This is a genomic window from Brevundimonas sp. UBA7507 (genome assembly GCF_002478355.1).
Taxonomy (GTDB): Bacteria; Pseudomonadota; Alphaproteobacteria; order Caulobacterales; family Caulobacteraceae; genus Brevundimonas; species Brevundimonas diminuta_D.
In genome coordinates this window covers 296,637-323,011 of record NZ_DLNP01000013.1, presented here as the reverse complement: position 1 = coordinate 323,011, position 26,375 = coordinate 296,637, and the positions used below count along the sequence as shown (strand labels likewise).

Annotated in this window: 23 protein-coding genes and 1 tRNA gene; 15 read left to right on the top strand and 9 right to left on the bottom strand. The window is 67.0% G+C overall.

Annotated features, from left to right (window positions below; translation table 11 throughout):
* Positions 1-111 precede the first annotated feature (111 nt).
* A complete protein-coding gene (locus tag B3D50_RS09020; RefSeq protein WP_286950857.1) occupies positions 112-939 on the top strand; it encodes an NAD(P)H-hydrate dehydratase in 828 nt (275 codons plus the stop codon).
* 63 nt (positions 940-1,002) lie between these two features.
* Positions 1,003-1,224: a hypothetical protein gene (locus tag B3D50_RS09015; protein WP_286950855.1), complete on the top strand. Its 222-nt coding sequence runs from the start codon at positions 1,003-1,005 to the stop codon at positions 1,222-1,224.
* A gap of 25 nt (positions 1,225-1,249) precedes the next feature.
* Here B3D50_RS09015 and B3D50_RS09010 read toward each other — a convergent pair.
* Together B3D50_RS09010 and B3D50_RS09005 are read right to left on the bottom strand one after the other, a co-directional pair.
* Positions 1,250-1,334: transfer RNA gene (locus B3D50_RS09010), tRNA-Leu, on the bottom strand.
* Between the two features lie 144 nt (positions 1,335-1,478).
* Positions 1,479-3,137, bottom strand: a complete 1,659-nt coding sequence (locus B3D50_RS09005; RefSeq protein ID WP_286950853.1) for an amino acid permease — start codon at positions 3,135-3,137, stop codon at positions 1,479-1,481.
* Positions 3,138-3,293: 156 nt separating this feature from the next.
* Here B3D50_RS09005 and hrpB point away from each other — a divergent pair, with 156 nt between their 5' ends.
* Positions 3,294-5,729: an ATP-dependent helicase HrpB gene (gene hrpB, locus B3D50_RS09000; protein ID WP_286950851.1), complete on the top strand. Its 2,436-nt coding sequence runs from the start codon at positions 3,294-3,296 to the stop codon at positions 5,727-5,729.
* Positions 5,730-5,795: 66 nt separating this feature from the next.
* Complete coding sequence (locus B3D50_RS08995; RefSeq protein ID WP_269297443.1) at positions 5,796-7,085, top strand: MFS transporter; 1,290 nt, start codon at positions 5,796-5,798, stop codon at positions 7,083-7,085.
* Here the strand turns inward: B3D50_RS08995 and B3D50_RS08990 are convergent.
* From B3D50_RS08990 to B3D50_RS08980, 3 genes are read right to left on the bottom strand one after another with little or no spacing between them, the layout of a single operon-like run.
* Positions 7,082-7,894: a TrmH family RNA methyltransferase gene (locus tag B3D50_RS08990; RefSeq protein WP_286950847.1), complete on the bottom strand. Its 813-nt coding sequence runs from the start codon at positions 7,892-7,894 to the stop codon at positions 7,082-7,084. The genes B3D50_RS08995 and B3D50_RS08990 overlap by 4 nt on opposite strands.
* Positions 7,894-8,805 carry a class I SAM-dependent methyltransferase gene (locus B3D50_RS08985; protein WP_269297439.1) on the bottom strand — a complete coding sequence of 304 codons (912 nt, stop codon included), beginning with the start codon at positions 8,803-8,805 and terminating at the stop codon, positions 7,894-7,896. Before B3D50_RS08985 ends, B3D50_RS08990 begins: the two co-directional genes overlap by 1 nt.
* A 16-nt stretch (positions 8,806-8,821) precedes the next feature.
* Positions 8,822-10,120, bottom strand: a complete 1,299-nt coding sequence (locus tag B3D50_RS08980; RefSeq protein WP_286950845.1) for a glycosyltransferase family 2 protein — start codon at positions 10,118-10,120, stop codon at positions 8,822-8,824.
* 247 nt (positions 10,121-10,367) lie between these two features.
* Here B3D50_RS08980 and B3D50_RS08975 point away from each other — a divergent pair, with 247 nt between their 5' ends.
* The 4 genes from B3D50_RS08975 to B3D50_RS08960 are packed head-to-tail and all read left to right on the top strand — an operon-like array spanning position 10,368 to position 13,538.
* Positions 10,368-11,000 carry a TetR/AcrR family transcriptional regulator gene (locus tag B3D50_RS08975; RefSeq protein ID WP_286950843.1) on the top strand — a complete coding sequence of 211 codons (633 nt, stop codon included), beginning with the start codon at positions 10,368-10,370 and terminating at the stop codon, positions 10,998-11,000.
* Positions 10,997-11,791 (top strand): ABC transporter substrate-binding protein, encoded by a 795-nt coding sequence (locus B3D50_RS08970; RefSeq protein ID WP_286950841.1) that lies wholly within the window; start codon positions 10,997-10,999, stop codon positions 11,789-11,791. The genes B3D50_RS08975 and B3D50_RS08970 overlap by 4 nt, the downstream gene beginning before the upstream one ends.
* The gene (locus B3D50_RS08965; RefSeq protein ID WP_286950839.1) at positions 11,788-12,777 is read left to right on the top strand and encodes a FecCD family ABC transporter permease; all 990 of its coding nucleotides are present in this window, start codon (positions 11,788-11,790) and stop codon (positions 12,775-12,777) included. Before B3D50_RS08970 ends, B3D50_RS08965 begins: the two co-directional genes overlap by 4 nt.
* Positions 12,774-13,538 carry an ABC transporter ATP-binding protein gene (locus B3D50_RS08960; RefSeq protein ID WP_286950837.1) on the top strand — a complete coding sequence of 255 codons (765 nt, stop codon included), beginning with the start codon at positions 12,774-12,776 and terminating at the stop codon, positions 13,536-13,538. The genes B3D50_RS08965 and B3D50_RS08960 overlap by 4 nt, the downstream gene beginning before the upstream one ends.
* Before the next feature lie 4 nt (positions 13,539-13,542).
* Here B3D50_RS08960 and B3D50_RS08955 read toward each other — a convergent pair whose 3' ends face one another.
* Positions 13,543-15,573 (bottom strand): lytic transglycosylase domain-containing protein, encoded by a 2,031-nt coding sequence (locus tag B3D50_RS08955; protein WP_286950836.1) that lies wholly within the window; start codon positions 15,571-15,573, stop codon positions 13,543-13,545.
* Positions 15,574-15,688: 115 nt separating this feature from the next.
* On the opposite strand from B3D50_RS08955, the gene dapA reads away from it, so the two are divergent.
* The 4 genes from dapA (at position 15,689) to prfB (ending at position 20,723) form a co-directional block, all read left to right on the top strand.
* Complete coding sequence (gene dapA / locus B3D50_RS08950; RefSeq protein ID WP_286950834.1) at positions 15,689-16,573, top strand: 4-hydroxy-tetrahydrodipicolinate synthase; 885 nt, start codon at positions 15,689-15,691, stop codon at positions 16,571-16,573.
* On the top strand, positions 16,573-17,043 hold the full coding sequence (smpB, locus tag B3D50_RS08945; RefSeq protein ID WP_003164831.1) for an SsrA-binding protein SmpB: 471 nt from the start codon (positions 16,573-16,575) through the stop codon (positions 17,041-17,043). Before dapA ends, smpB begins: the two co-directional genes overlap by 1 nt.
* Positions 17,044-17,144: 101 nt before the next feature.
* The gene (locus tag B3D50_RS08940; protein WP_286951132.1) at positions 17,145-19,535 is read left to right on the top strand and encodes a penicillin-binding protein 1A; all 2,391 of its coding nucleotides are present in this window, start codon (positions 17,145-17,147) and stop codon (positions 19,533-19,535) included.
* Positions 19,536-19,609: 74 nt separating this feature from the next.
* Positions 19,610-20,723, top strand: a protein-coding gene (gene prfB, locus B3D50_RS08935; protein ID WP_112999793.1) for a peptide chain release factor 2 whose coding sequence is annotated in 2 segments (ribosomal slippage) — positions 19,610-19,678 and positions 19,680-20,723 — 1,113 coding nt in all. Because the reading frame shifts where the segments join, the coding sequence is not laid out codon by codon here.
* Between the two features lie 76 nt (positions 20,724-20,799).
* On the opposite strand, the gene B3D50_RS08930 is transcribed toward prfB, so the two are convergent.
* From B3D50_RS08930 to tyrS, 3 genes are all read right to left on the bottom strand, one after another.
* The gene (locus tag B3D50_RS08930) at positions 20,800-21,360 is read right to left on the bottom strand and encodes a bactofilin family protein (RefSeq protein WP_088411686.1); all 561 of its coding nucleotides are present in this window, start codon (positions 21,358-21,360) and stop codon (positions 20,800-20,802) included.
* A gap of 133 nt (positions 21,361-21,493) precedes the next feature.
* Positions 21,494-21,961, bottom strand: a complete 468-nt coding sequence (locus B3D50_RS08925) for a peroxiredoxin (protein ID WP_286950833.1) — start codon at positions 21,959-21,961, stop codon at positions 21,494-21,496.
* Positions 21,958-23,253 carry a tyrosine--tRNA ligase gene (gene tyrS / locus B3D50_RS08920; RefSeq protein WP_286950832.1) on the bottom strand — a complete coding sequence of 432 codons (1,296 nt, stop codon included), beginning with the start codon at positions 23,251-23,253 and terminating at the stop codon, positions 21,958-21,960. The genes B3D50_RS08925 and tyrS overlap by 4 nt, the downstream gene beginning before the upstream one ends.
* 179 nt (positions 23,254-23,432) lie before the next feature.
* On the opposite strand from tyrS, the gene B3D50_RS08915 reads away from it, so the two are divergent.
* From B3D50_RS08915 to B3D50_RS08905, 3 genes are read left to right on the top strand one after another with little or no spacing between them, the layout of a single operon-like run.
* Positions 23,433-24,572: an anhydro-N-acetylmuramic acid kinase gene (locus tag B3D50_RS08915; RefSeq protein ID WP_286950831.1), complete on the top strand. Its 1,140-nt coding sequence runs from the start codon at positions 23,433-23,435 to the stop codon at positions 24,570-24,572.
* A complete protein-coding gene (locus B3D50_RS08910) occupies positions 24,572-25,528 on the top strand; it encodes a DMT family transporter (protein WP_286950830.1) in 957 nt (318 codons plus the stop codon). Before B3D50_RS08915 ends, B3D50_RS08910 begins: the two co-directional genes overlap by 1 nt.
* 57 nt (positions 25,529-25,585) lie before the next feature.
* Entirely contained in the window at positions 25,586-26,287 is a 702-nt protein-coding gene (locus B3D50_RS08905; protein ID WP_286950829.1) for a DUF6624 domain-containing protein, read from the top strand.
* Positions 26,288-26,375: the final 88 nt, after the last annotated feature.

Genomic DNA, 26,375 nt, shown 5'->3' with positions numbered 1-26,375 from the left:
CCCGAGCCGGCTCCTTTGTTGGTCCGACGCTCGGGTGGTAAAGGGACATTGCATTGCACAATATGGCAAGCGATTTTCGTCCGTTGAGGCCATCCGTGAACGGAAATCCACATGAAGTCGCATAACGACCCCGGCGAATGGCGCGATCGCCTGCCTTGGCCTGCCGCTGAGACCCACAAGCACATGCGCGGTCGTCTGGGCGTGGTGTCGGGCGGCGCGCTGTCGACCGGCGCGGCGCGGCTGGCGGCGCGGGCCGGGCTGCGCGGCGGTGCAGGACTGGTGAAGGTCTTCTGCCCGCCGGACGCCGCCGTGGTTCTGGCGCCCAGCCTGGAGGCCGTGATGCTGGCCGCCTTCACCGGGCCGGAGCAGCTTCAGGCCCTGGCGGAGCCGATGGATGCCGTCGTCATCGGTCCTGCGGCGGGATTGACCGACGCCACGGCGCACAACCTGATGGCTCTGGCGCGAACGGGGGCGGCCCTGATCGTGGATGCGGACGCCTTGACCCTGTTTCAGGATCGACCTCAGGAGCTGTTCGCCCTGCTGGATCGCGACGACGTCCTGACCCCGCATGAGGGAGAGTTTGAACGCCTGTTCCCGGGGCTTTTGGCCGCGGCGGGGCGTGAGGCGGCGGCGATGGAGGCCGCGCGTCGCGCAGGGGCCGTCGTGGTGCTGAAAGGGGCCGCAACCGTCATTGCGGCCCATGATGGGCGCTGCACGGTCAGCACGCATGGCTCCCCCTGGTTGGCGACGGCGGGCAGCGGTGATGTTTTGGCAGGCCTGATCGGCGCCCTTGTCGCCCAGCATATGGACAGCTTCGACGCCGCCTGCGCGGCGACGTGGATGCATGGCGATGCGGCCCGACGTTTCGGGCCGGGGCTGATCTCGGAAGACTTGCCCGACTTGATCCCGGTCATTCTCCGAGGATTGGCTGAAATCTGAGCGACAGGGTCGGAACGGGCGTTCCAGCTGGACAATAGCCAGCATCACCTGCATGACATCGGCATGCAAAAACAACGGTTTTCAAAGCTAAAGGCGCTGGGGCTGATCGCCCTGGTCATCGTGTCGCCGTTGGCTGGGGCCGGGGCGGCCTTTGCGCTTTCGAATTGGAATGCGGGCGTTTTCGGCGGCGCCTTCGCCGTCGCCGGGCTGACGTCAGGATTTCTGATGCGCCTGCCGCGCGTCCAGGCGGCGCTGCGTCTTATTCTGCCTCAGACGATAGAGTGAGGCGTCGTTTTCCAGGAAACGACCATGGTGCGGATGAGAGGACTCGAACCTCCACGCCTCGCGGCGCCAGAACCTAAATCTGGTGCGTCTACCAGTTCCGCCACATCCGCATAGGTTCGCTTGAGGCTGTAGGCGAGGGCGGTGATTTGGGCAATCCCGTCTGGATATGAAAAAGGCTCCGGATCGCTCCGGAGCCTTCTCATTATCGGGTCTGCCGCGCTTCGCGCTGCTTTAGGCCGAAGGACTGACCGTGATCAGTCCTTCTTGTTGTCGACGCCGTGGCCGAGAGCCTCGACCGCCGATTCCAGGGTCGTGTCCTCGGTGATGTCGATGCCCTTGGCCAGCTTCGAATGGGCGAAGCCGTACAGGCCGTAGATCAGGGCGCCGACCAGGGCGTAGACGCCCAGGATGGTCAGCGGCAGCGGGTTGTCGTTCAGAGCGTGCGTCACCATCGGGATGAAGTTGAACGACGCCAGGGTCAGACAGGCCAGGATGCCCAGAACGGCCGTGACCATGCCGCCCGGCACCTTGAACGGACGCTCCATCTCCGGGTGCTTGATGCGCAGGACAATGACCGACAGGCAGACGATGGCGAAGGCCGTCGCCGTGCCCAGCGACACCAGATCGCCCAGGATCGAGATGGGCAGGAAGGACGCCGCAATGGCGATGACGATGCCCAGCAGGATGGTGCCGATCCACGGGGTGCGGAACTTCGGGTGCACCACGGCGAACGCCTTGGGCAGCAGGCCGTCGCGCGCCATGGTGTAGAAGATGCGCGTCTGGCCGTAGCACAGCACCAGCATGACCGAGGACAGGCCCGTGATGGCGCCGATCTTGATCAGGAAGGCGATCAGGTTCAGCTGACCGCTCGGCGCGCCGGCCAGCGGCACATTGGCCCATTCCAGGCCCATGCGGTCGATGGCGACGGCGATCGGCGCCGGCGAGGCCAGCTCCAGGTAGGGGACGACGCCGGTCATGACGGCGGCCACGATCATGTAGATCAGGGTGCAGACGAACAGGGCGCCCAGGATGCCGATCGGCACGTCCTTCGACGGGTTCTTGGCTTCGGCGGCGGCGGTCGAAACCGCTTCAAAGCCGACGTAGGCGAAGAAGATGATCGAGGCGCCGCGGAAGATGCCGCCCACGCCGAACTGGTCCCAGCTTTCGCCTTGCGGCGGGATGAAGGGATCCCAGTTGGCCGGGTTGATGTACTGCAGGCCTACGGCGATGAAGGTCAGCAGGACGATGATCTTGATGACGACGATGGCGTTGTTGATGTTCGCCGATTCCGACACACCCAGCACCAGCAGGCCGCAGACGGCGGCGATGCCGACGGCCGCGACCAGATTGAAGGTGCCCGTCAGCGGGAAGCCTGCATTGTCGCCCGAGGCGACGTACTGGATCAGAGGGGTGGCCCACTGGGGCCCTTCGCCGCCGGGATAGGTTATTGTCGGGAACAGACTGGCGCTTAGGCCGAAGTCGTTCAGGATAGACACCACATAGCCGGACCAGCCGACCGCCACGGTCGAGGCCGCGACGCCGTATTCCAGCACCAGCAGCCAGCCCATGACCCAGGCGAAGACCTCGCCCAGGGTGCCGTAGGCGTAGGTGTAGGCCGAACCCGACACCGGCATGGTCGACGCCAGTTCGGCGTAGCACAGGCCCGCCAGGGCGCAGGCGATGCCGGCGATGACGAAGGAGAACATGATGGCCGGGCCGGCGTGGGCCGAGGCCACCTGACCCGTCAGAACGAAGATGCCGGCGCCGATGATGGCGCCGATGCCCAGGCTCATCAGATTCATCGGACCGAGGGTCCGTTTCAGCTCGCTCTTGGCGGCTTCCTTCTGAATCTGGGCGATGGATTTTTTAAGAAATAGCCGGTTTCCGGCAGGCTTTACGCCATCTGCAGACATGCAGGTGCGCCCCCAACTTATGCGACGACCCCTCCCGGGTCGCCTTCTTGGGCGGGGACGCTAGCCATCTGAACGCTCAGGCGCAACGCGGTTTACGACGGATGACGCGTCGACGACGCTTTCGTGAACCCTGTCGAAGGCGCTACAGCCCGCTTCATGTTGCCGATTCACGCCGTTCTTGAGCCGCTGAAGGCGGCCCTGGCCCAGACCCACGCCGTCGTCCTGGCCGCGCCGCCGGGCGCGGGCAAGACCACGGTCGTGCCCTTGGCCTTGCTGGATCAGCCGTGGCTAGGCGAAGGCAAGGTTCTGGTGCTGGAGCCGCGACGACTGGCCGCGCGCGCCGCGGCCGACCGCATGGCCGCCTCTCTGGGTCAGAAGGCCGGCGGAACCGTCGGATATCGCACCCGCCTGCAGAGCCGGATCGGCTCTGAAACCCGAATCGAGGTGGTCACCGAGGGCGTCTTCACGCGGATGATTCTCGACGACCCTGCGCTGGAAGGCGTGGGCGCCGTTCTGTTCGACGAATTCCACGAACGCAGCCTGGATGCCGACCTGGGCCTAGCCCTGGCGCGCGAGAGCCAGTCGGTGTTGCGCGACGACCTGCGCCTGCTGGTCATGTCGGCCACGCTGGACATCGTGGGCGTGTCGCGCCTGCTGGACGACGCGCCCGTCATCGAGGCCGAAGGGCGGATGTTCCCGGTCGAGACCCGCTACCTGGGCCGAAACCCGGTCGAGCGGCTCGAGGACGCCGTGGCCAAGGCCGTGATCCAGGCCTTGCACGATGAGACCGGCTCCATCCTGGCGTTCCTGCCGGGGCAGGGCGAAATCTACCGGGTCGTTCAACGGCTGAACGATCGTCTGCGCGATCCGACCGTCGATGTCGTCGCCCTCTATGGCGCACTGGACAAGGGCGAGCAGGACCGCGCCATCGAGCCTGCGGCGCTCGGCCGCCGCAAGGTGGTGCTGGCGACCTCGGTGGCCGAGACGAGTCTGACCATTGAGGGCGTGCGCGTGGTCATCGACGGGGGTCTGTCGCGCGTGCCGCGATTCGATCCGTCCAGCGGCCTGACGCGGCTGGCTACGGTCAAGGTCAGTAAGTCGTCGGCTGAGCAGCGCCGGGGCCGCGCGGGCCGGGTCGAACCCGGTGTTTGCTATCGCCTGTGGGACCAGGAGCAGACGCGCGGCCTGGTCGCCCATCAGCGGCCCGAGATTCAGGAGGCGGACCTCACCGCCTTCGCCCTCGATCTGGCGCGGTGGGGTGCGAAGTCGGTCGAAGGGCTGGCCCTGCTGGACCCGCCCCCTGCCGGGGCCATGGCCGAGGCGCGCAGGGTGCTGGCCCGTCTCGGTGCGTTGGACGCCAAGGGCGATCTGACGCCGCACGGACGGCGGTTGACGCGCATTCCGCTTGCGCCGCGGCTGGCGCATATGGTCGCGGTCGCCTCGGATCAGGGCGACGCTCTAGGCGGGGGGAAGATCGCGGCCGTGCTCAGCGAACCGGGGCTGGGCGGGAACGGCGTCGATCTGCACGATCGCCTGAAGGGGTTTGAGCGAGATCGCTCGCCGCGCGGCCGCGATGCGATGAAGCTGGCCGAACGCTGGGCGCGGGCGGCAGGCGGCGGTCGAGACGGAGAGGCGGATGCAGGTCTGCTGCTGGCCGAAGCCTTCCCTGAACGCATCGCGCGCGCCAAGGGCAAGCCGGGCGAGGTGCTGATGGCCTCGGGGCGCGGCGCCTTCATCGAGCCGACGGACCATCTGGCCTGCGAACCCTGGCTGGCTGTGGCTGAGCTGGGAGGCGGCGACGCCCGCGACCGCATCCGTCTGGCGGCGGGGCTGGACGCCTCGACGCTTGAAAGCGATCTGGCGCATCTGATCGAGGTCGAGGACAGGCTAGCGCGCGAGCCTTCGGGCAAGCCGGTGATCCGCCGTATCCGTCGCATCGGCGCCCTTGTGCTGGATGAAAAGGTCGTCGGCGCGCCGGACCGAGCGGCCATGACGGCGGCGCTGAAATCGGAGATCGAGGCCGGGGGGCTGGGCGCGCTGAAATGGGGCGAGCAGGCGAGGGCGCTCCGCGCGCGCCTGGCCTTCCTGCGTGGGCTGGACGAGGCTTGGCCCGACGTGTCGGATGAAGGCTTGCTGGCGGCGCGAGAGGAGTGGCTGTGGCCGTTGCTGGACGAGGCGCGGTCGCTGGCCGACATAGGCGACGGCAGGCTGGCGGAGGCCTTGCGCGGCCTGATCCCTTGGGACTTGCAGCGCAGGTTGGACGAGCTGGCGCCGATGCGCCTGACCACGCCGCTCGGCAGCGCGGGCGTCGACTATGCCGCCGAGGGCGGGCCGCGCGTCGAAATCCGCGTGCAGGAACTGTTCGGGGTGAAGACCCATCCGACCGTGGGCGGCGGCCGCGTTCCCTTGACGCTTAGCCTGCTGTCGCCCGCACGAAGGCCGGTGCAGGTGACGAAGGACTTGCCGGGATTCTGGTCTGGTTCATGGGCTGCGGTGCGCAGCGAGATGCGGGGCCGCTATCCGCGCCATCCGTGGCCGGAAGACCCGGCCAATGCGACGGCGACCAATCGGGCCAAGCCGCGCGGAACCTGATCCTGTCCGCTTGACGCCTGACAGCGGCGCGCCGCAAAGATCGTGCGTCAACCGTAAGGATTTCGCGTGACCGACGTCGCCGTTTCACCGCCTTCCGCCTCCAAGCGGCGCGTTCTGTTCGCCAGCCTGATCGGCACGACGATCGAGTTCTACGACTTCTACATCTACGCCACGGCGGCGGTGCTGGTTTTTCCAGACCTGTTTTTCCCCGGCGGGGATCGGATGACGGCCATGCTGGCATCCTTCGCCACCTTCTCCATCGCCTTCTTCGCTCGACCGATCGGCGCGCTCGTCTTCGGCCATTTCGGCGACCGAGTGGGTCGGAAGGCGACCCTGGTGGCGGCGCTGATGACCATGGGCCTGTCGACCATCGCCATCGGCCTGCTGCCGACCTGGCATTCGGTCGGAGTGATCGCGCCTCTGCTGCTGGCCCTGTGCCGGTTCGGTCAGGGGCTGGGCCTCGGCGGCGAGTGGGGCGGGGCGGTGCTGTTGGCGACCGAGAACGCCCCGCCGGGCAAGAAGGCCTGGTTCGGCATGTTCCCGCAACTGGGCGCGCCGATCGGCTTCATCCTGTCGACCCTGTCTTTCATCATCCTCAGTCAGGTGATGAGCGAGAGCCAGTTTATGGCCTGGGGGTGGCGCGTTCCCTTCATCGCCAGCGCCCTGCTGGTCGTCGTCGGGCTGTGGATGCGGCTGAAGATCACCGAAACGCCCGAGTTCAAACGCGCCATCGACCGCGCCGAACGGGTCCAAGCGCCCGCACTGACGCTTGTGACGCGCCACAAGTTCGCTTTGCTGACCGGAACCCTGGCGGGGCTGGCGACCTTCGTCCTGTTCTATCTGATGACGGTCTTCGCCCTGGGCTGGGGCACGACCAGCATGGGCTACACGCGCGAGCAGTTCCTGCCGATCCAGTTGCTGGGCGTCTGCTTCTTCGGCCTAATCATTCCGTTGGCGGCCTTGGCGGCGGACAAATGGGGGCAGGGGCGGACCCTGCTCGTGACCACCGTCGCCATCGCCCTGTTCGGTCTGATCCTGGCGCCCTTGTTCGGCGGCGGAGGCAAGGCGGGCGTGGTCGCCTTCTTCATCATCGGCTTCAGCCTGATGGGATGCACCTATGGGCCGCTGGGCGCTGCGTTGGCGAGACCATTTCCGACGAGCGTGCGATACACCGGCGCGTCCATGACCTTCAATCTGGCGGGCATCCTCGGCGCCTCGCTGGCGCCCTATGCCGCGACCTGGTTGGCGGGTCGCTACGGCCTTCACGCCGTCGGCGGCTATCTGACCCTGGCGGCCGTGCTGACGGTTCTGGCCTTGATCGGCATGGCTCGCATCAAGACCGAAGGCGAGGCCTAGAGGCTGGAGCCGTAGGCCGCGTCCGTCACGGCATAGACCATGACCCCCGTGGCGACGGCCAGGTTCAGGCTGTCCGCCCGGCCGCGCATCGGAATCTTGACGTTCAGGTCGCAGGCGGCGGCCAGTTCATCAGTCAGGCCCGCCTGTTCATTGCCCATCATGATGATGGCGGGATGGCGCACAGGACTGTCGCGATAGCCGTGCATCGCATCCAGGCGGGTGCCGATCACGCTGCCAGGCCATTGGGCGCGCCAGGCCAGGAACTCTTCGCGCGACGCCTTGCTGATGGTCACGGCGAAGACCGAGCCCATGGTCGCGCGCACCGCCTCGACAGAGAAGGGATCGACGCAGTCGCCGATCAGGATGACGCCGCCACAACCGGCCGAGTCCGCCGTGCGGATGATGGTGCCCAGATTGCCCGGATCGCGCACCTGCTCCAGCGCCACCCAGCAGGGTTTGGCGTCGGGCTGGATGGCGTCCAGCGGGGTATAGACCTGTTCGAATACGCCCAGCACCGTCTGCGGATTGTCGCGGCGGCTGATCTTTTCGAGGATGGCGTGGGTGACGACGATGATCTGGCCGCCGGCCTTCAGCGTTTCAGCCTTGGCGCGGTCCAGCAACGGATGCGGGCGGGCGTCCTGACCGACCAGCAGCATGACCGGGGCGCGGCCCTGATCCAGCGCTTCACCGATGAATTTCAGCCCTTCGGCCAGGAAGCGGCCGGTCGCCTCGCGCTCCTTGCGCATGTGCAGGGCGCGTACGGCCTTGATCGTGTCATTGGTCAGAGAGGTGATGAGGCGTTCGGTCATCAGGCGCGCTCCCCATCGTTGCTCCACCGTGCGAAGAAGCTGAGGCCGATGGCGCGGGCGTTCTTGCCGTCTTCGGACAGGGCCAACTCGCCCCAGTCGATACGGCCGCCGCGATCATGGGTCGCCTCGGCCATCATGTGCGCCAGCGATAGGCCGGAAATCCGCGCGGCATAGGCGTTCAGCAACAGGAAGGAGGCGTCGTCTGACAGCAGGGCGGCGCAGTCTTTCAGCAGCCCCGGCATGTCCTCGAACAGGCGCCAGACCTCGCCGTTGGCGCCGCGACCGTATTTCGGCGGGTCCAGGATGATGCCGTCATACTTGCTGCCGCGACGGACTTCACGCGCCACGAACTTGCGGGCGTCCTCGACGATCCAGCGGATCGGGCGGTTGGCCAGGCCTGACAGTTCGGCGTTCTCGCGGGCGTAGGCGACCGACTTCTTGGAGGCGTCGACGTGTGTGACGTGGGCGCCCGCCGCCGAACAGGCCAGGCTGGCCACGCCGGTGTAGCCGAACAGGTTCAGGATCTTGGGTTGCTGCAGGGTGCGGACGCGGGCATCCAGCCATTCCCAGTTGGCCGCCTGCTCGGGGAAGAAGGCCAGATGGCGGAACGGGGTGAACCGCCCCATGAAACGCACGTCGCGCCATTGCAGAGGGAAGGCGTCGATCGGTCCGTGCGCGTCGAAGCGCCAGCGGCCGGAATCCTCTTCCTCCTGTTGCGGGTCGAACATGGCGTTGGCGCGCTCGAAGGCGTTCTCGTCACGCGCCTTCCAGAAGCACTGCGGCTCGGGCCGTACGACGGTGTAGCGACCGTAGCGCTCGAGCTTGCGGCCGTCGCCGCTGTCCAGAAGGGCGTAGTCCGACCACCCGCGCGTGACGAGGGTTTCGGGCGAGGATGAGAGAACCGGAGCCATGCGCGCTGATAGGCGCTCAGGCGGCCGCTCGTCCAGCGTCAGCACCGTCGATCATGGCGATATCAGGTTCGGGTTCAGCCTGATGCGGGGTCTTGTCCCAGTGATGCGGTTCAAGGACCAGGCGAATGACGGCGTGAGCGAACGCCAGGCTGAGCAGGCACCAGTAGGCGAGGGAGGCCAGCATGTCGCTTGCGCGATAGATACCGCCAGCTTGCCGCGCGCCCTGGTGCTTCAGCAGCCAGGCGGCGGCGATACCGGATACGAGGACGACTGTTCCTTGTGGCGAGAACTCGGGTAGACGGCCCGCGACAAACGCGGTCAAGGCCACGCAGAACACCCAGGCGGCGCAGACGGCATGAATAGCGGCTGACGCCACTCCGGCGCCGACGGTGGCGGCCAGCGCCGTCCAGCCTCGCCAGCCCATTCCCTCTCGATAGCGCGTATGGACCGCCAGGGTTTGCAGGTACCCTTTCAGCCAGCGTGTGCGTTGGGGCAACCAAAGCGGCAAGGGGCCGGGTGGCGGTTCGTATGTCGGCCTCTGGATGACGCCGAGCCGATAGCCGGCGCGCCAGATGCGAAAGCCCAGATCGGCGTCCTCGGTGACGTTCCAGGCGTCCCAGCCGCCCAGCGCCCGTAAGACGGGCACGCGGAAGTGGTTGCTGGTTCCGCCGAGAGGAAAGGGCAGGGCCAGACGACTCATGGCCGGTAGTGTGACCTCAAACAGGGCGGCGTATTCGGCCGCGAACTGTCGGTCGAGAAAGGGGCTGGCGCTGGCCTTGTTCCTGCAGCGGATGCGTAGCGGCGCCTGAAGGCAGGCCAGGCTGTCGCCTTCATGGATGAAGCGCGTCGCCGCCTCGCGCAGTTGCAGCGGGTCGGGATCGTCTTCTGCATCATAGATGGTGATCAGGTCGCCGCTACAGCGCGCCAGTGCGTAGTTCAGGGCGCGGGGCTTGGTCTTGGGGGCGCCGGGCGGCACGATCAACACCTGAAGCCAGTCAGGTCTGGACAGGTCCAACGCAGCCTTGATCGTCGCGACGTCATCCGCCTCAAGCGCGAGAAAGCCTTCGAGACGATCGCTCGGATAGTCAATGTCGGTCAGCCGTTCGATCAGTTGCGGCAGGACGGCCGTCTCCTGATACAGGGCCGCCACAACGGTGTAGCGAGGCCATGAACATGACGGGTCCGCGCAAATTTGCGGCGTGTCAGACAAGGGCTGGACACGGCTGTTCCAGAGCAGGAACAGCCTCCATGCGGCCAAGCTCATGAAGCCGATCTGCAAGCTCAGAAGTACGACCGACCCCGACAGCGGGGCCATGGCCGTGGCGCCCAAAACGCCGGTGAGAATGAGGGTGAGACCTAGCGTCTGACGGGTTGTCAGCGTGGTCCGCGCAGACTTCAGAGCATCGTCGTCCGCCCGGGCGGCCGTTCCCCTTCGCATCGTCGCCCTCCTGACCAGAGACCGACGTTATACTGACATTTCTGTAAAGCAATATATTTGGCCGGAGCCGACTTTTGCGGTTATCACTGGCCACACACGAGAGTTCAGCTTGGGGAGCATTCGAGTGTCGCTCGCATCTGCCGCATCGTCGCGTTCGACACGAAAACCCAAGGGTGAAGGGCACGAGCGCCGTGCAGAAATCCTGGCGGCGGCGGAAGGTATCTTCGTCGAGCGGGGCTATGAAGGCGCCACCATTCGCAAGATCGCGGATGAGGTGGGCCTGTCGTCGACCGCCCTCTATATGCACTTCGCGGACAAGGGCGAAATCCTCAACGAGATCTGTCGCAACGCCTTCGACACCCTGGCCGAGCAACACCGACGGACCTTGGCGGAGGATGCGCCTCCCTTGGCGCGGCTGCGGCGGATTGTCGAAAACTATATGGCGTTCGGCTTCGCCAATCCCAACGCCTATCGCCTGGCCTATCTGACTCCGCAGGTCCATACGCGCCACGGCGCCGAGACCGTGGCGCAACAGAGCGGGGCCGACCTGTTCCGCGCCTTTGTTAGCGTGGTCGAGGAGGCGGTCGATCAAGGCGTGCTGCGAGGCGATCCCCGCACGCTGGCGCAGGTCATCTGGGCCAGCGCCCATGGGCTGGTCTCGATCATGACGACCAAGCCTTATTTCGATTGGGCGGATCGTGAGACCTTGGTTCGCACACAGATGGACGCCTTGTTCGCGGGATTGACCGCCTCGTGAAGGTCGCGATCGCGGCGGTCGTTTCGGTCATGGCGTGTTGGAGCAGCGTCGCGGCGGCTGAGCCGTTGCGGGTCATGGCGCTGGACCAGTGCGCCGATCAGTTCGTCCTCGCCCTTGCCCCTGACGCTGAGCTGGGTCTGTCGCCGAGAGCGGATGATCCCGATTCATGGCTGCGCGCTGACGCCCAGGGTTATCGGCGAGTGCGGCCGACGTTGGAGGCCGCCGTTGGGTTTCGACCCGATATGGCGGTGCGCTACTGGGGCGGCGACGCCCGCCTTCTGGCCGCCTTGGAGCGCGATGGCGTCCGCACGGTTACGATATCAGACGCCACGGACATGGATGGGGTTCGCGCCAACATTCATGCCGTAGCTCAGGCTCTGGGCCGCCCTGAGCGAGGCAAGGCTTTGGTGCAGCGCATGGAGGCGCAGTTGGCCAAGGCCGAAGGCGCAGGCCGAGGGCGCAAGGCCGTCTATGTCACGGCCAGCGGCTTCACTTCCGGGCCGGGCTCCTTGATGGACGCTGTCCTGCGCGCGGCCGGGTTTCACAATGCAGTCGAACGGCCGGGTTATCAACCTCTGGGTCTGGAAAGGGTGCTGCTGACGCCGCCCGCCCTATACGTGAAGGGCTTCTTCGACCTGGCGCGTTCGGATTGGCGCGGAGCGGGGCGGCATCCGGTGATGCAGCGCGCCATGCGAGGGCGGACGGCGGCCGAACTGCCCGGCGCGACGCTGACGTGCCCGGCCTGGTTCGCAGCTGACGCCGCCGCGCAGCTGGCCGAGCAGGCGTCATGAGCAAGACTTCGACGCTGAATATCGGCTTGGCGATGGCGATCACGTTGGCGATCGCACTGGCGGTGACTCTGGGCGAGACCAGTTTCAACCCCGCCGATTATATGATGGCCTTGGGCGCTCCGGGATCCGGACCTGGCGAGGTGCTGTGGCTCGTGCGCGCGCCCCGAGCTGTCTGCGCCCTGTTCGTCGGCGCGGCTCTGGGGCTGGCGGGGGCGGTGATGCAGGGGCTGTTGCGCAACCCGCTGGCCGAACCGGGCGTGCTGGGCGTGTCCGCGACTGCGGCCGTGGCCGCCGCGACGGCTATCGTGCTGGGTCTGGCGGCGATCCCCGGCGCGGTGGAAGTTTCGGCTCTGTTCGGCGCGACGGTCGGCGGCGGGCTGTTGATCGCCCTGGCCGCACGGGTGAGGACGCCGGAGGCGCTGATCCTGTTCGGCGTCGCTCTGTCCAGTTTCGCGAGCGCGTTGACCGCCTTGATCTTCAATCTGTCGCCGTCGCCGATCGCCTCGGCGGAGGTGATGAACTGGCTGCTGGGCTCGGTCGAGAACCGCAGTTGGATCGATGTCGCCTGGGTGGCGCCCGCCGTCCTGATCGCCGCCTTGCTGGCGCGAGGCGCGTCGCCGGGCCTGCGGATGCTGACCCTGGGCGAGGAGGCGGCGCGGGCGTCCGGCCTGTCAATGGGGCGAATGCGCGTGCTGGCGCTGGCGGCTGCCGCCGTGGCGGCGGGCGCTGCGGTGGCTGTGGCGGGCGTCATCGGCTTCGTCGGTCTGGCGGCGCCGCATCTGGTGCGGGCGGCGGTGCGCGGCGATCCGGGGCGACTGCTTCTGCCCTCGGCCCTCGCGGGCGGCTTGATTCTGGTCGCCGCCGATCTGGCCGCGCGTATGCTGCCGACGGATCAGGAGCTGAAGCTGGGCGTCTTCACCGCCCTGGTCGGCGCGCCTTTGTTCGCCCTGATCGCCTGGCGCGCGGCGCGGGAGTGGCGGCTGTGAGCCTTCTGCTGGAGCTAGAGAACGCACACGTCCGCGTCGGCGGGGTTAATGTGCTGAAAGGCGCGTCCCTGTCGGCGCGGCCGGGCGAGGTGGTCGCCCTGTGCGGGCCGAACGGGGCGGGCAAGTCGACGACGGTGCGCGCCGCCCTGGGGCTGACGTCGCTGACGCAAGGCGCCGCGCGCCTGGGCGGGGATGAGGCGCGGCGTCTGTCCGAGCGTCAGCGCGGCGAGCGCGCAGCCTATCTGCCACAGGACCGTTCGATTGCGTGGAACTTGCCGGCGGTCGAGCTGGCGGCGCTGGGCGCGCCCTTCCTGGCGGGCGCCGCCGCGCTGGACCGTGCGCGCGCCGCGCTGAACGAGGTGGGCGTCGGTCATCTGGCGGGTCGGGGCGTGGCCGAGATGTCGGGCGGAGAACGCGCGCGCGTCCTTTTGGCCCGCGCCCTGACGGTTTCCGCTCCCTTGCTAGTCGCGGACGAGCCGATCGCCGGTCTGGACCCCGACGCCCAGCTTCTGGTGCTTGAGCGGCTGCGGGCGCGCGCCGACGCCGGGCATGGCGTCCTGGTCAGCCTGCATGACCTGACTTTGGCCGCACGCTTCGCTGATCGGGTCGTGGTGCTGGATCAGGGGCGGACGGCGGCGGAGGGGGCGCCGATCGAGGCTCTGTCGCCGCGCGTGCTGAAGATCGTCTTCAACCTCGACGCCGTCTGGCTGGAGGCCTTGGACGGGCCGCTGCTGGCGGCCCGCCGTCTGTCGTCCCAGTAGCTGATCAGGGTTGATAAGGACGCGGCCCGGCGTTGGGCGGCGTGCCTCGGGCCAGGTCCGCTGACGGCGTCAGCGGCGCCGAGCCGCCGTTCAGGCGGGCGCGATAGACCTGCATGTTCTCCATCACCCGCATCATGTAGTTGCGCGTCTCTGTGAAGGGGGCGCATTCGATGAAGTCGATGGGATCGACCTGGGCCTGACGCGGGTCGCCGCAGCGCGCGGTCCATTGCGGCGGGCGCGCTGGGCCGGCGTTGTAGCCGACGGAGGCCAGCAGCGGCGACCCGCCGAAATTGTTCATCAGTTCGCCCAGGTGGTAGCTGCCCAAGGTCATGTTGACCTCCGGATCCCACAGCTGTTCGGAGCTGAATGAACGGCCCATGCGGCGTGCTACGCCCTGCGCCGTCGCGGGCAGAAGCTGCATCATGCCCCGCGCATCTGCGTGCGAGCGGACCAGAGGATCGAAGCTGGATTCCTGACGGGTGATGGCCAGGGCGAACTCGTTCGGCGCCATGCCCGGAACCTGTTGCGGCAGGCGGATCGGATACATGCGCTCCGGCATGACGAAGCCGCGCTGGCTGGCCGCGCGGCCGACCATCATCGAGCCGAACTGGTCGCCGTAGCCCTGCATCAGGTCGAACAGCAGCGACAGGTCGTAGGGCGACGGCAGGGTGTCATCCAGATGATAGGCGAAGACCCGCATCAGGGTCTTCTCGCCGATTTGCCCCAGAATGCGGGTGGCGCGCACCACCTCATTGCCCTCGAAGCGGTTCACGTCTTCCGCCGACGGCGACGGCTCGCCAGGCAGAGTCAGGGTCGTCGCGCCCGCCTTTTCCGCTGCGAGCTGACCGTAGAAGGTCTGCCAGTGCTCGGCGCCCGCCTGATACCAACGCTGGGCGTCCTGTCGGTCGCCGCGCGCCTCGGCTGCGCGGCCCAGCCAGTACAGGGCGCGGCCCTGGGTGATCGGGGTCGAGGAGGCGTTGCGCAGGACTTCGAAATGCTGCGCCGCCGTCGCCGGGTCGTTCAGCTTGGTAAGGGCGACCCAACCTGCGAAGAATTCAGCGTCGACCTTGCGCTCGCCTGAAGGGAAGCCGTGGCCGTTCATGGCGGCGTAGGCAGCGCGGGGGTTCCCTTGTTGCAGGGCGTCCAGGAAGTAGTTGCGGCGCTCGCTCCACAGGGTGTTCTGGCCGTCGGCGTGCGACGGCGCAGCGGGTAGGGCGGACAACAGGGGGAAGGCTTCGGATTGACGTCCAGCCGAGCGCAACAGGCGCACCCGTTCCAGCACCACGGCTGGATCATTGGCCTGGCTCTGAGACAGGCCGCTGACGATCACATCGGGAGCGTAGGCGGTGCGCAGCGCCATTACGGTGTTGGCGACAGCCTGGCGATCGGCAGGGACCAGGGCGACCATGGCGCGCGTCGCCGGGCCGTGCGGCCCCAGCAGCAACATGTCCAGCCGCGCCACATGATCGTCGCTGGTCAACCAGCCGCTCCAACGCGCATAGATTCGACTTTGTTGAGCTTCTTCAAAGCTCTGATTGCGCCACCAGTCGCGAATCAGGGTCTGGGCCTCCTGACGGCGACCCTTCTGCTCCAGCGCGCCGGCCAGGGCGATGGCGCCCTGAGCCGTGGTCGGTGCGGTTCCGCTGAAGAAGGCCAGGACGGCGTCCGGCGATTGACCCGCCATGTCCAGCGCACGCTCGCCCGCCGCCCGACGCGAATCGCCGCGCGGCCAGTTGGCCAGGTCGGTCTGGGCCAGCGCCAGATCGCTGTAGGACATTTGCTTGTCCGAGGTGTCGACCAGCGCCCACTCGACCAGCTTGCGCGCGGTCGGATCGGAAATGCGCGCCATGATGGACTGGGTGCCCACGACGTCGCGCGCCCGCGCGGCCGTCAGCCCCTGCTGCACCAGGGCGGCGTCTTGGCTGCTGATGATCCCGCCCTGACTGGCGGAATAGGGCGTCGGCGTGCTGTTCAGCACGTCCTGAGCCGGTGGAGTCAGTATCGCCAGGGCGGCGGCCACGGTCGTCGCGATCATCAGATATCTGATCCTCATTCATCTTTGGTTGCGGCCAAGCGGCGGGCAACCTACCCTTTGCCGATTAGTGACGGGCGGAACGCCGCCCATTTTTCCGCGCAGGTATGTTGTTCCCATGACCGCCCCCTTGTTCAAGGGCGTGATCACCGCCCTGATCACACCTCTTCGTGACGGAAACGTGGACGAGGCCGCTTTCAAGCGCCTGTTGGAACGCCAGATCGCCGCTGGGGTTCACGGCGTCGTGCCGATGGGCACCACGGGAGAGAGCGCCACCCTGCACCTGGACGAGCATAAGCGCGTGGTCGAGCAGTGTGTCGAGATCGCCGCCGGCCGAATCCGCGTCATCGCCGGCGCGGGTTCGTCTGCGACGGACAAGGCGGTCGAGCTGACCCGCTTCGCCAAGACGGTCGGCGCAGACGGCGCTCTGGTCGTCACGCCTTATTACAATCGCCCGTCGCAGGTCGGGATGCAGGCGCATTTTGAAGCCGTGGCCGATGCCGTGCAGCTGCCGATTCTGCTCTACAACGTGCCCGGTCGTACCGGCGTGGACCTGTCGAACGAAACCGTTGCGGCTTTGTCGGCGCACCCGAATATCGTCGGCATCAAGGACGCCAGCGGCGACGTGGCGCGGGCCAGCTGGATGCGCGCCAACATCGACGGCGCTTTCGACCTGATCTCGGGCGATGACTCCAGCTATCTGGGCTATGCCGCCCACGGCGGCGTGGGCGTCATCTCCGTGACCTCGAACGTCGCGCCCGAGGCCATGGTCGCCCTGTATGACGCCATCCAGGCCGGCGACTTCGCCGCCGCCCGCTCGTGGCAGGAGCGCCTGATCGGCCTGCACAAGGCGCTGTTCCTCGACAATTCGCCGTCGCCGACCAAATACGCCCTGGCCAAGCTGGGCCTGTGCACGGAAGAGGTCCGCCTGCCGCTGTCGCTGACGGCCGCCCCCGTGAAGCCCGCCATCGACAAGGCGCTGGCCGAGGCCGGGGTCTCCTGATGGCCGCAGACGCGCCCAAGCAGAAGACGATCGCCGAGAACCGACGCGCGCGCTTCGACTATTTCCTTGAGGACCACATCGAGGCCGGGATCCAACTGCTGGGCACCGAGATCAAGGCGTTGCGCGACGGTCGGGCCAATATCGCCGAAAGCTACGTCTCGCCTGAAGGACGCGAGATGGTGCTGATCAACGCCGACATCCCGCCCTACAAGATGGCGAACCGCTTCAATCACGAGCCGCGCCGCCATCGGAAGCTGCTGCTGCACCGCAAGCAGATCGACAAGCTGATCGGCGCCGTTCAGCGCGACGGCCGCACCATCGTGCCGGTGCGGCTGTATCTGAACGAGGCGGGCAAGGCGAAGCTGGAAATCGCCCTGGCCAAGGGCAAGAAGCTGCATGACAAGCGCGAAGCCTCGGCTGAGCGCGACTGGCAGCGCGACAAGGCGCGCCTGCTGCGCGACAAGGGATAAGTGCAGTTCCGCTTTGCGCGCCGCGCGACGCGCGATAAACGACGGATCATGGGGCGCGTCTTGCGGAGTTCGTGGTGAAGATAGCCGAACGCTGGTTCGTCATGGCGGGCGTGGCCCTGCTGGGCGCCATCGCCGTGGCCGGTGTGGTGGTGGCGATCTACGCCGCCTGGGTCTTGCACGACATGCCGGACGCCTCCGAGCTGGCGGACTATCGTCCGGCGACGGCGACGCGCGTCTATGCCGAGGACGGCACTCTGATCGGCGAGTTCTCGGACCAGCGCCGTATTTACGTCACCTATGACCAGGTGCCGCAGACGGTCGTTCACGCCTTCCTGGCGGCCGAGGACCAGAACTTCTTCAGCCACGGCGGCATCGATGTGTCGGGCATTGGCCGGGCCATGTTCAAGAACGTCTTCAACGTGCTGTCCGGTCGTCGCCTGGAAGGCGGCTCGACCATCACCCAGCAGGTGGCCAAGAACGTCCTGCTGACCAGCGAGACCAGTCTGAACCGCAAGCTCAAGGAAGCCGTCCTCTCAAGCCGTCTTGAAGCGACGCTGAGCAAGGAGCAGATCCTCGAGCTGTATCTGAACGAGATCTACCTGGGCTATCGCTCCTATGGCGTGGCCTCGGCGGCCTACAACTATTTCGGCAAGTCGCTGGATCAGCTGACGCCGGACGAGGCGGCCTTCCTGGCGGCCCTGCCCAAGGGGCCGACCAACTATCATCCCAAACGCTACCCCGAGGCCGCGCTGGGACGCCGGAACTGGGTGCTGGGCGAAATGGCCGACAACAAGTGGCTGTCGGACGAACAGTTGAAGACGGCCCTTGCCCGCCCGCTGAACACCCGTTCGGCGCCGCGCCGCGCGGAATACGCCGACGCAGACTTCTTCGTCGAAGAAGCGCGCCGTCGCGCCATCGCCCTGTTCGGTCAGGAAGAGGTCAACCGCGGCGGCTATTACCTGCGCACCACCCTGGATCCGCAGCTGCAATCGGCGGCGCGCGACGCCCTGATGCGCGGGCTTGAGGACTACGACCGTCGTCACGGCTGGCGCGGCGCCTGGGGCACGACCGATTTCGCCGAAGGTTGGCAAGCCGAGGCCCAGAAGCGCACGACTCCGCCTGAGCGCCGTTCGTGGCAGGCGGCCGCAGTCGAAAACGTCAGCGGAAGCACCGTCCGGGTCCGCACGGCCAAGGACGATCAGACGGGCACGCTGCGCGCGGCCGACGTGACCTGGTCCAACGCCGGGCGTCGCCCGCTGAAGCGCGGCGATCTGATCTTCGTCGAGCGCCAGGGCGGCCAGTTCGCCCTGAAGCAGGTGCCGGCCGTCAACGGCGCCCTGGTCGCCATCGAGCCGCAATCGGGCCGCGTCCTGGCGATGGTCGGCGGCTATTCCTACGCCCTGTCCAGCTTCAATCGCGCGACCCAGGCCCGCCGCCAGCCCGGTTCGGCCTACAAGCCCTTCGTCTATGCGGCGGCGCTGGAAGGCGACTTCACCCCGGCCTCGATCGTTCTGGATGCGCCGATCAGCTTCCCCGGCGGCCCCGGCGGTCGCGCCTGGACGCCTCAGAACTACAGCCGCCAGTTCTACGGCCCGCAAAGCCTGCGTCGCGGCCTGGAATTGTCGCGCAACGTCATGACCGTGCGTCTGGCCCAGGCGGTCGGCATGAAGAATGTCGTCGACCTGTCCAAGAAGATGGGCGTGGTGGACGACATGTCGCCGAACCTGGCCATGTCGCTGGGCGCTGGTGAAACGACGCCGTATCGCATCACGGCCGCCTACGCCGCCTTCGTCAACGGCGGGCGCCGTGTCGATCCCTATCTGATCGAACTGGCTCAGGATCGGAACGGTCAGACTATCCATCGCGCCGACCGTCGCCAGTGCCGCGACTGCAGCCGTGGTTTCAGCGGTCAGGAATCGCCGCGCCTCCAAGACCGCGGAACCCAGGTGATCGACCCGATCACCGCCTATCAGATGAGCTCCATGCTGGAGGGCGTGATCCAGCGCGGCACGGGCGCCCGCGCCCGAAGCCTGGGCCGCTGGGTCGGGGGCAAGACGGGCACGACCAATGAATATCGTTCGGCCTGGTTCGTCGGCTTTTCGGCCGACATCGTCGTCGGCGTCTTCGTGGGCTTCGACGACAACCGCTCTCTGGGCGGGGGCGAGGCGGGGGCTTCGACCGCTGTGCCGATCTTCATCGACTTCATGGAAGACGCCTTGAAGGAACGCCCGGCGCGTCCGTTCGTGAAGCCCAAGAACGCCATCTTCCGCACCGTGAACGGCATTGAGGAAGCCTTCCGGCCCGGCACCGAGCGCCAGTTGCGTGAAGAGGCGCCGCGTCCGGCTGCGCCGGAAGGACCGCAGAACTACTACGACGTCATTCGTCGCGAGCAGGAAGCCAAGTCGCAGGCCCCGGCGCCGGTCGCGCCGCCGCCGGTCGCGCCGCCGCCGCCCAAGAAGCAGCCTGCTGAGGACTTGAGCGACCTCTACTGACGCTCTAGGTAAGCCCACCACCCGGCGCGCCTGTCACCAGGCGCGCCGTTTCACCCTATGTCGCGGAGATTGCGATGAGACCGGATGTCGAGGCCATGAAGGCCGACATCGAGCAGAGCGTCGCTCTGCTCAGGAGGCGACTTTGACTGGGATGTCGCTCTAAGAAAGCTCGATGAGCTGAACGCGCGGGTCGAGGATCCGACGCTGTGGGACAATCCCGAGCAGGCCCAGGCCGTCAGCCGCGAACGCTCGCGCCTGGAAGCCCAGGTCAGCGCCGTCAAGGAAATGGAGCAGGGTCTCGAAGACGGGATCATGCTGGCCGACATGGCCGACGAGGAGGGCGACGAAGCCACCCTCGAGGACGCGCGCGAGCAGTTGAAGGCCATCAAGGAACGCGCCGCCCGCGCTGAACTTGAAGCCCTGCTGTCCGGCGAGGCCGACGGCAACGACGCCTATCTGGAAATCAACTCCGGCGCCGGGGGCACTGAGTCCAACGACTGGGCCGGGATGCTGATGCGGATGTACAGCCGCTGGGCCCGCGCCCACGGTTATGAGGTCACGATCGAGGCCGAAGAGCAGGGTGAACAGGCGGGCATCAAGTCCGCGACCCTGCAGATCGCCGGGCCGAACGCCTATGGCTGGCTGAAGTCAGAATCGGGCGTTCACCGCCTGGTCCGCATCAGCCCTTATGATGCGGCGGCCAAGCGCCACACCAGCTTCGCCTCCATCGGGGTGTCGCCGGTCGTGGACGATACGATCGAGATCGACATCAATCCGGCCGATGTGCGCACCGACACCTATCGCGCTTCGGGCGCCGGCGGTCAGCACATCAACAAGACCGACTCGGCGGTGCGTCTGACTCACGTTCCCACCAACACCGTGGTCGCCTGTCAGGCGGGACGTTCGCAACACCAGAACCGCGAACAGGCCTGGAAGATGCTGCGCGCGCGTCTGTACGAGCTCGAGCTTCAGAAGCGTGAAGCTGCGGCTCAGGCTTTGGCCGACGCCAAGACCGATATCGGCTGGGGGCACCAGATCCGCTCCTACGTCCTGCAACCATATCAGATGGTGAAGGACTTGCGGACGGAGGTAGAGACCTCGGACACCCAGGGCGTTCTGGACGGCGACCTGGATCCGTTCATGGGGGCTGCGCTCGCGGCCCGCGTGGGCGAGACCCGCGAGGGCTGAACGGCCCACCGGATCGACTCATAAAAAAGGGCGGCCTTCGCGGGCCGCCCTTTCTCGTTATGGCTGCCGGCGCCGATCAGGCGGCGGGCTTGGCCTCGACCTTGGCGTCCGTCTTTGCGGGGGCGGGCTTTTCGGCCGGGGTAGGGGATTCCAGCATGTTGGCGCCGGGCGTGTCGCGCTTAGCCTGGGTGCAGCGGCCCTGGAACCAGGCGCCTTGCTCGATCGACAGTTGTTCCTGAGTGATGTCGCCCTCGACGCGCGAGGTGGCGAACAGCTTGACCTGCTTGGCGACGATGGCGCCTGAGACGCGGCCGCGCACCTCAAGGATGTCGGCGTGGACCGTGCCTTCGACCGCGCCGCCTTCGCCGATCACTACGCGCACGACGCGGATATCGCCCTTCAGCGAGCCGTCGACCTGAAGCTCGCCCGCTCCAGAGATGTTGCCTTCGTACTTCACGCCGGCCGACAGCGTCGACAGGCTGGACGAGCGCGCGGCGGGGCGCGCCGGCTCGGGCGCACGGGCAGGGGCGGCGGAGATCGGGGCGGCGGCGGGGGTCGGCTTGGCCGGTTCGGGCGGCGTCGGAATGCCCAGTCCGCTCGAGGTACTGTTATCGAGGGGTTTGTTCTTGTTGAACATCTATACTCTCCGCGTCACGCCGGGATGACCGGCGTTTGGTCAATGTCAGCCCCTGAGGATACAATCCCTGCCGATACTTAGGGGGGGCTGAGACGGAGAGGTCAAGCGGGGCCTTTCGAACCCTGCTCGCCGATCACAGCGCTTCGACGGCGGCCAAAACCTCTTCGGCATGACCCTTCACCTTCACGTTCCGCCAGGCGCGGCGGACTGCGCCCTGGCTGTCGATCAGGAAGGTGGCGCGTTCGACGCCCATGTATTCGCGGCCGTAGAGCTTCTTCTGCACCCAGACGCCCCAGGCTTCGGTGACCACCCCGTCTTCGTCTGAGCCGAGCACCACTTTGAGGTCATGCTTGGCCTTGAAGCGGTCCAGCTTCTTCACCGTGTCGCGCGACACGCCGATCACCACGGCGTCGGCCGCCGCGAAGCGATCGATCAGGGCCGAGAAGTCCTGCCCCTCGGTCGTGCAGCCCGGCGTGTCGGCCTTGGGGTAGAAGTAAAGGACGACGTTCTTGCTCTTCAGCCCGACCAGCGACACGCGCCCGCCGCCGTCTGTCGCCAGGTCGAAAGCGGGGGCGGGGGTGTTTTCGGTGATGTCGGTCACAGCGCTCTCCCTAAAACCGGCCGCACCAGCACCAGCTTCTTCTTGCCGGCGCCGAGTTTCAGCACGCCGTCGGCGTTCAGGTCGGCCTCTTCGATCAGGCGGGCGCCGTCGTTGACGACCTCGTCGTTCAGGCGAAGGCCGCCGCCCTGGGCCAGACGGCGCGCTTCGCCGTTGGAGCCGCTGAGGCCCGCCTTGGTCGTAACGGCGGCGATCATGGCGCCGATCACCTCGTCGCGCGGCAGTTCGACCGTCGGCAGGTCGGCCGACAGCTGGCCTTTCTCGAAGGCGGCCTCGGCGGCGGCGCGGGCGGCCTGGGCGGCCTCGACGCCATGCAGCATGGAGGTGGTGGCGTCGGCCAGCGCCTTCTTGGCGTCGTTGATCTCGGCGCCTTCCAGCGCCTCATAACGCTCGATCTGGTCCAGCGGCAGGTCGGTGAACAGGCGCATGAAGCGGCCCACGTCGCCGTCCTCAGTGTTGCGCCAGTATTGCCAGTAGTCGAAAGGCGACAGGGCGTCGGCGTTCAGCCACACGGCGCCGCCGACCGTCTTGCCCATCTTCTGGCCAGAAGCGGTGGACAGGAGCGGCGTGGTCAGGCCGAAGGCGGCCTTGTGGTCCACCTTGCGGGTCAGTTCGACGCCGTTGATGATGTTGCCCCACTGGTCCGAGCCGCCCATCTGCAGCGAACAGCCATAGCGGCGGTTCAGCTCCAGGAAGTCGGTCGCTTGCATCAGCATGTAGTTGAACTCGAGGAAGGTCAGCGGCTGCTCGCGATCCAGGCGCAGCTTGACCGAGTCGAAGCTCAGCATCCGGTTGATGGTGAAGTGGGTGCCGTAGTCGCGCAGGAACTGCAGATAACCGAGCTGCGACAGCCACTCGTCGTTATCCAGCATGATGGCGTCGGTCGGCCCATCGCCGAAGGTCAGGAATTTCTCGAACACGCCTTTGATGCCGGCGATGTTCTCGGCGATCTTTTCCTCGGTCAACAGCGGACGCTGGGTGTCTTTGAACGACGGGTCGCCGACCTTGGTCGTGCCGCCGCCCATCAAAACGATCGGCTTGTGCCCGGCCTGCTGCAGACGGCGCAGCAGCATGATCTGGATCAGGTGGCCGACGTGCAGCGACGGCGCCGTCGCGTCAAAGCCGATATAGCCCGTGACCACGCCGGACGCCGCCGCCTCGTCCAGTTCAACCGGATGGGTGATCTGGTGGATATAGCCGCGCGCCTTCATCAGGCGCAGGAAGTCCGACTTGAAGGCGGTTTCGGAAACGGTTTGGATCGTGGGCTCGGTCATGGTCGGGTCCGTAGCATCAGAACCGGCGGCCGTCTTCCGAGGAATAGTGCCGCCGAGGGAAGGGCGGCAAGGATCGCGGCCGCTCTCTAGTAGAGGCCGTAGTAATAGGCGGCGAAAAGGGCCGGTTGCGCGATCATGGGCGCTAGCTACGTCGCGCACGACGTGGCAGTCAAGCCGCCATGACGACCTCTCCGAAAAAGACTCTACGCGTGCTCGGCTTTATGACCGGCACCTCGCTGGACGCCGTGGACATGGCGGTGATCGAGACGGACGGCCACCACATCCTGTCCTTCGGTCCTGCCGGAGAGATGAAGCTGGACGGCGAGACCCGCGCCATCATCGAGGACGCCATCGACGACGCCTTCGACTGGGAACGCGACGAAGAGGAACCGGACAGCTTCGAGGACGCGCGCATGGCGGTGGCCGACGCGCATCTGGCCGCCGCGCTCGGCTTCATGGCGGTGAACGGGATAAAGTCCGGCGCGCTGGATCTGGTCGGCGTCCACGGCCAGACCGTGCTACATGAGGCGCCGACGCCCGAGCGGCCCGGCCGCACGGTCCAGTTGATCGACGCGATCAGCGTGGCCGAGGGGCTGGGCGTGCCAACGGCCTTTGACTTCCGCAGCGCCGATGTGGCGGCGGGTGGGCAGGGCGCGCCGCTGGCGCCCGTCTATCACGCGGCGCTGGTCCGCAAGGCGGGCCTGTCAGGGCCGGTCGCCGTGCTGAACCTGGGCGGCGTGGGCAATATCACCCTGATCCGCGCAGACGGCGGGCTGGAGGCCTTCGACACCGGCCCGGCCAACGGCATGGTCGATCTGCTGGTTCAGTCCCGCATGAAGAAGCGGATGGACGAGGGTGGCCGTCTGGCGGCGGCCGGGACGGTCGATCAGGCCGTGCTGGACGCCTATCTGGCCCATCCCTATTTCGCGGCGACCGGGCCGAAGTCGCTGGATCGTTTCGACTTCTCGCTGGATCCGGTTGCAAGCTTGTCGCTTGAGGACGCTGCCGCGACCCTGACAGCCTTCGCGGCGCAGGCCGTGGCGTTGGGCGTCGCCCGTTGTTCGGAGCAGCCCAAGGAGATCGTCGTCTGCGGCGGCGGTCGCCATAACCCGGTGTTGCTGGCCGCCATTCGTGATCGCGTGGGCGTCCCCGTCTCGACGGCCGAGGACAAGGGCTGGCGCGGCGACTCCATTGAGGCCGAGGCCTTCGCCTTTCTGGCGGCGCGCTGCCGTCTGGGCCTGCCGATCAGCTTCCCCGGCACGACAGGCGTTCCGGCGCCGATGACTGGCGGCCGGATCGTCGAGCCGGGAGCGGAATAGTGGCGGCCTCGTCTCGTTTCTGGGGCGTCGCCAGCGGTCTGGCGGCGGGCGCTCTGTGGGGGCTGGTCTTCCTGGCGCCCAAGGTCGTGCCCGAGGCCTCGCCCCTGCTGCTGACGGCGGGGCGTTACCTGGCCTACGGTCTGATCGCGGTCCTGCTGATCGCGCCGCGTTGGCGGCGAGTGACGGCGGCCCTGACGCGCAAGGCGTGGGGTGCCCTGGTGTGGCTGAGTCTGGCGGGCAACCTGATCTACTTCGCCTTCCTGGTGGTCGGGGTGCACTACGCGGGCGTCGCGGCCTCGGCTCTGATCGTCGGCATGGTGCCCGTGGTGGTGGCCTTGTGGGGGCTGCGGGACAAGGAGTCGCCGCCGTTGTCGCGTGTGGCGCCGCCCATCGCCGTGGCGGCGCTGGCCGTCGGCCTGATCGGCTGGGAATCGCTCAGCCAGGGCGGCGGCGCGGCGGCGCAAAGCGGAACGGCCGCCTTGATCGGCCTGGGTTGCGCCGTGGCGGCCTTGCTGTCCTGGACCGCCTTCGCCGTAGGCAACAGTCGTTGGATGGGACGCTTGCCGGACATCACCCCGCATGAGTGGTCGCTGCTGACCGGGGTGGTCACGGGAGGGCTGGCGCTGCTGCTGGTCATCCCGTCGCTGTTCATGCTGGACGGCATGACGGATGACGCCTGGCTGCGCCTGATCGGCGTCAGCGCGGGGGTGGCCATCTTCGCCTCGGTCATCGGCAACGCTTTCTGGAACCAGGCCAGCCGCCTTCTGCCCCTCACAATGCTGGGCCAGATGATCGTGTCCGAGACGCTGTTCGCCTTCATCTATGGCTTCATCTGGGAGCAGCGCGGCCCGACGGTGATCGAGGTCGTCGCCATGATCCTGATGATCGTCAGCGTCGTCTGGTGCGTTCGCGCCCACCGCCCGGCGGCCTTGGCGGCGGCGGAAGGCGAGCACTAGAGAACGACGTAATTCCGTCTTAATCTGCGGTCCAAGTTCTTCATCAGGGAGGGACACATGATTGCATGGATCGCCACACTGTTTCTGTTGGGTCAGGCAGAGGTCTCCGCGCCTTCCAGTGAACTGAGCGCCGAGGCGCGCGCCCTGATCGCTCCCGTGCTTGAAACAATCACCGAGGAACAGCGACGACAAGCGCAAGCGCCGCCTCCTCAGGATCACGAGGAACGTTTTCTCCGGATGTATCGCCTGGATCAGATGGGGCGACAGGCGATGCAGAAAGTCGATCTGAGCACTCTTCCCCCGGATCAGGAGCAGGCCGCCAACATGGCGATGTGGCAGGCTCAGGAGGACGTGGACGAGGCCAATCTGAACGCCTTGCTCGCCATGCTGCCGCCGGAGGGCTGGTTCCTCAAAAGCCGCTATGGCGAGGGGCCGTCGCAGACGGCCTTTCTCATCATCCAGCATTCAAACCTTGAGCAGTGGCGACGTTTCGTGCCGGTGCTCGAGCCTCTCGTGGCGACGGGCGAGGTTGATGGGGCGCAGTTCGGTCTGATGTACGATCGGCTGGCTGTGAACGAGGGGCGTCCGCAACGTTATGGAACGCAAGTGACCTGCAAGAAGGGGCGTTGGGTCATCGACTACGACAACCTTGAGGATCCCGCGAACGCCGACCATCGCCGTGCTGAAGCAGGGTTTCCGCATACGCTGGCCCAGTACGAAGCGCGTTTTGCCTCCTGGCCGACTTGCCGCGAAAACTGAGCAACGCCTGCCGTCGCCACGCGTTGAGGTCATAGCGGACCGGGCCCCTCTGGCGACCCTTCATCGCGATGTCGGCCGCGTCGTTGGA

What these genes read in the sequence shown, in the direction of transcription:
- B3D50_RS09005 (WP_286950853.1), bottom strand. Translation starts at nt 3,137, where the DNA reads ATGTCTGCAGATGGCGTAAAGCCTGCCGGAAACCGGCTATTTCTTAAA.
- B3D50_RS08940 (WP_286951132.1), top strand. Translation starts at nt 17,145, where the DNA reads ATGGCGGGCGTGGCCCTGCTGGGCGCCATCGCCGTGGCCGGTGTGGTG.
- tyrS (WP_286950832.1), bottom strand. Translation starts at nt 23,253, where the DNA reads ATGACCGAGCCCACGATCCAAACCGTTTCCGAAACCGCCTTCAAGTCG.
- B3D50_RS09020 (WP_286950857.1), top strand. Translation starts at nt 112, where the DNA reads ATGAAGTCGCATAACGACCCCGGCGAATGGCGCGATCGCCTGCCTTGG.
- B3D50_RS08915 (WP_286950831.1), top strand. Translation starts at nt 23,433, where the DNA reads ATGACGACCTCTCCGAAAAAGACTCTACGCGTGCTCGGCTTTATGACC.
- B3D50_RS08930 (WP_088411686.1), bottom strand. Translation starts at nt 21,360, where the DNA reads ATGTTCAACAAGAACAAACCCCTCGATAACAGTACCTCGAGCGGACTG.
- B3D50_RS08985 (WP_269297439.1), bottom strand. Translation starts at nt 8,805, where the DNA reads ATGGCTCCGGTTCTCTCATCCTCGCCCGAAACCCTCGTCACGCGCGGG.
- B3D50_RS08965 (WP_286950839.1), top strand. Translation starts at nt 11,788, where the DNA reads ATGAGCAAGACTTCGACGCTGAATATCGGCTTGGCGATGGCGATCACG.
- hrpB (WP_286950851.1), top strand. Translation starts at nt 3,294, where the DNA reads ATGTTGCCGATTCACGCCGTTCTTGAGCCGCTGAAGGCGGCCCTGGCC.
- B3D50_RS08905 (WP_286950829.1), top strand. Translation starts at nt 25,586, where the DNA reads ATGATTGCATGGATCGCCACACTGTTTCTGTTGGGTCAGGCAGAGGTC.
- B3D50_RS09015 (WP_286950855.1), top strand. Translation starts at nt 1,003, where the DNA reads ATGCAAAAACAACGGTTTTCAAAGCTAAAGGCGCTGGGGCTGATCGCC.
- smpB (WP_003164831.1), top strand. Translation starts at nt 16,573, where the DNA reads ATGGCCGCAGACGCGCCCAAGCAGAAGACGATCGCCGAGAACCGACGC.
- B3D50_RS08955 (WP_286950836.1), bottom strand. Translation starts at nt 15,573, where the DNA reads ATGATCGCGACGACCGTGGCCGCCGCCCTGGCGATACTGACTCCACCG.
- B3D50_RS08980 (WP_286950845.1), bottom strand. Translation starts at nt 10,120, where the DNA reads ATGGCCCCGCTGTCGGGGTCGGTCGTACTTCTGAGCTTGCAGATCGGC.
- B3D50_RS08990 (WP_286950847.1), bottom strand. Translation starts at nt 7,894, where the DNA reads ATGACCGAACGCCTCATCACCTCTCTGACCAATGACACGATCAAGGCC.
- dapA (WP_286950834.1), top strand. Translation starts at nt 15,689, where the DNA reads ATGACCGCCCCCTTGTTCAAGGGCGTGATCACCGCCCTGATCACACCT.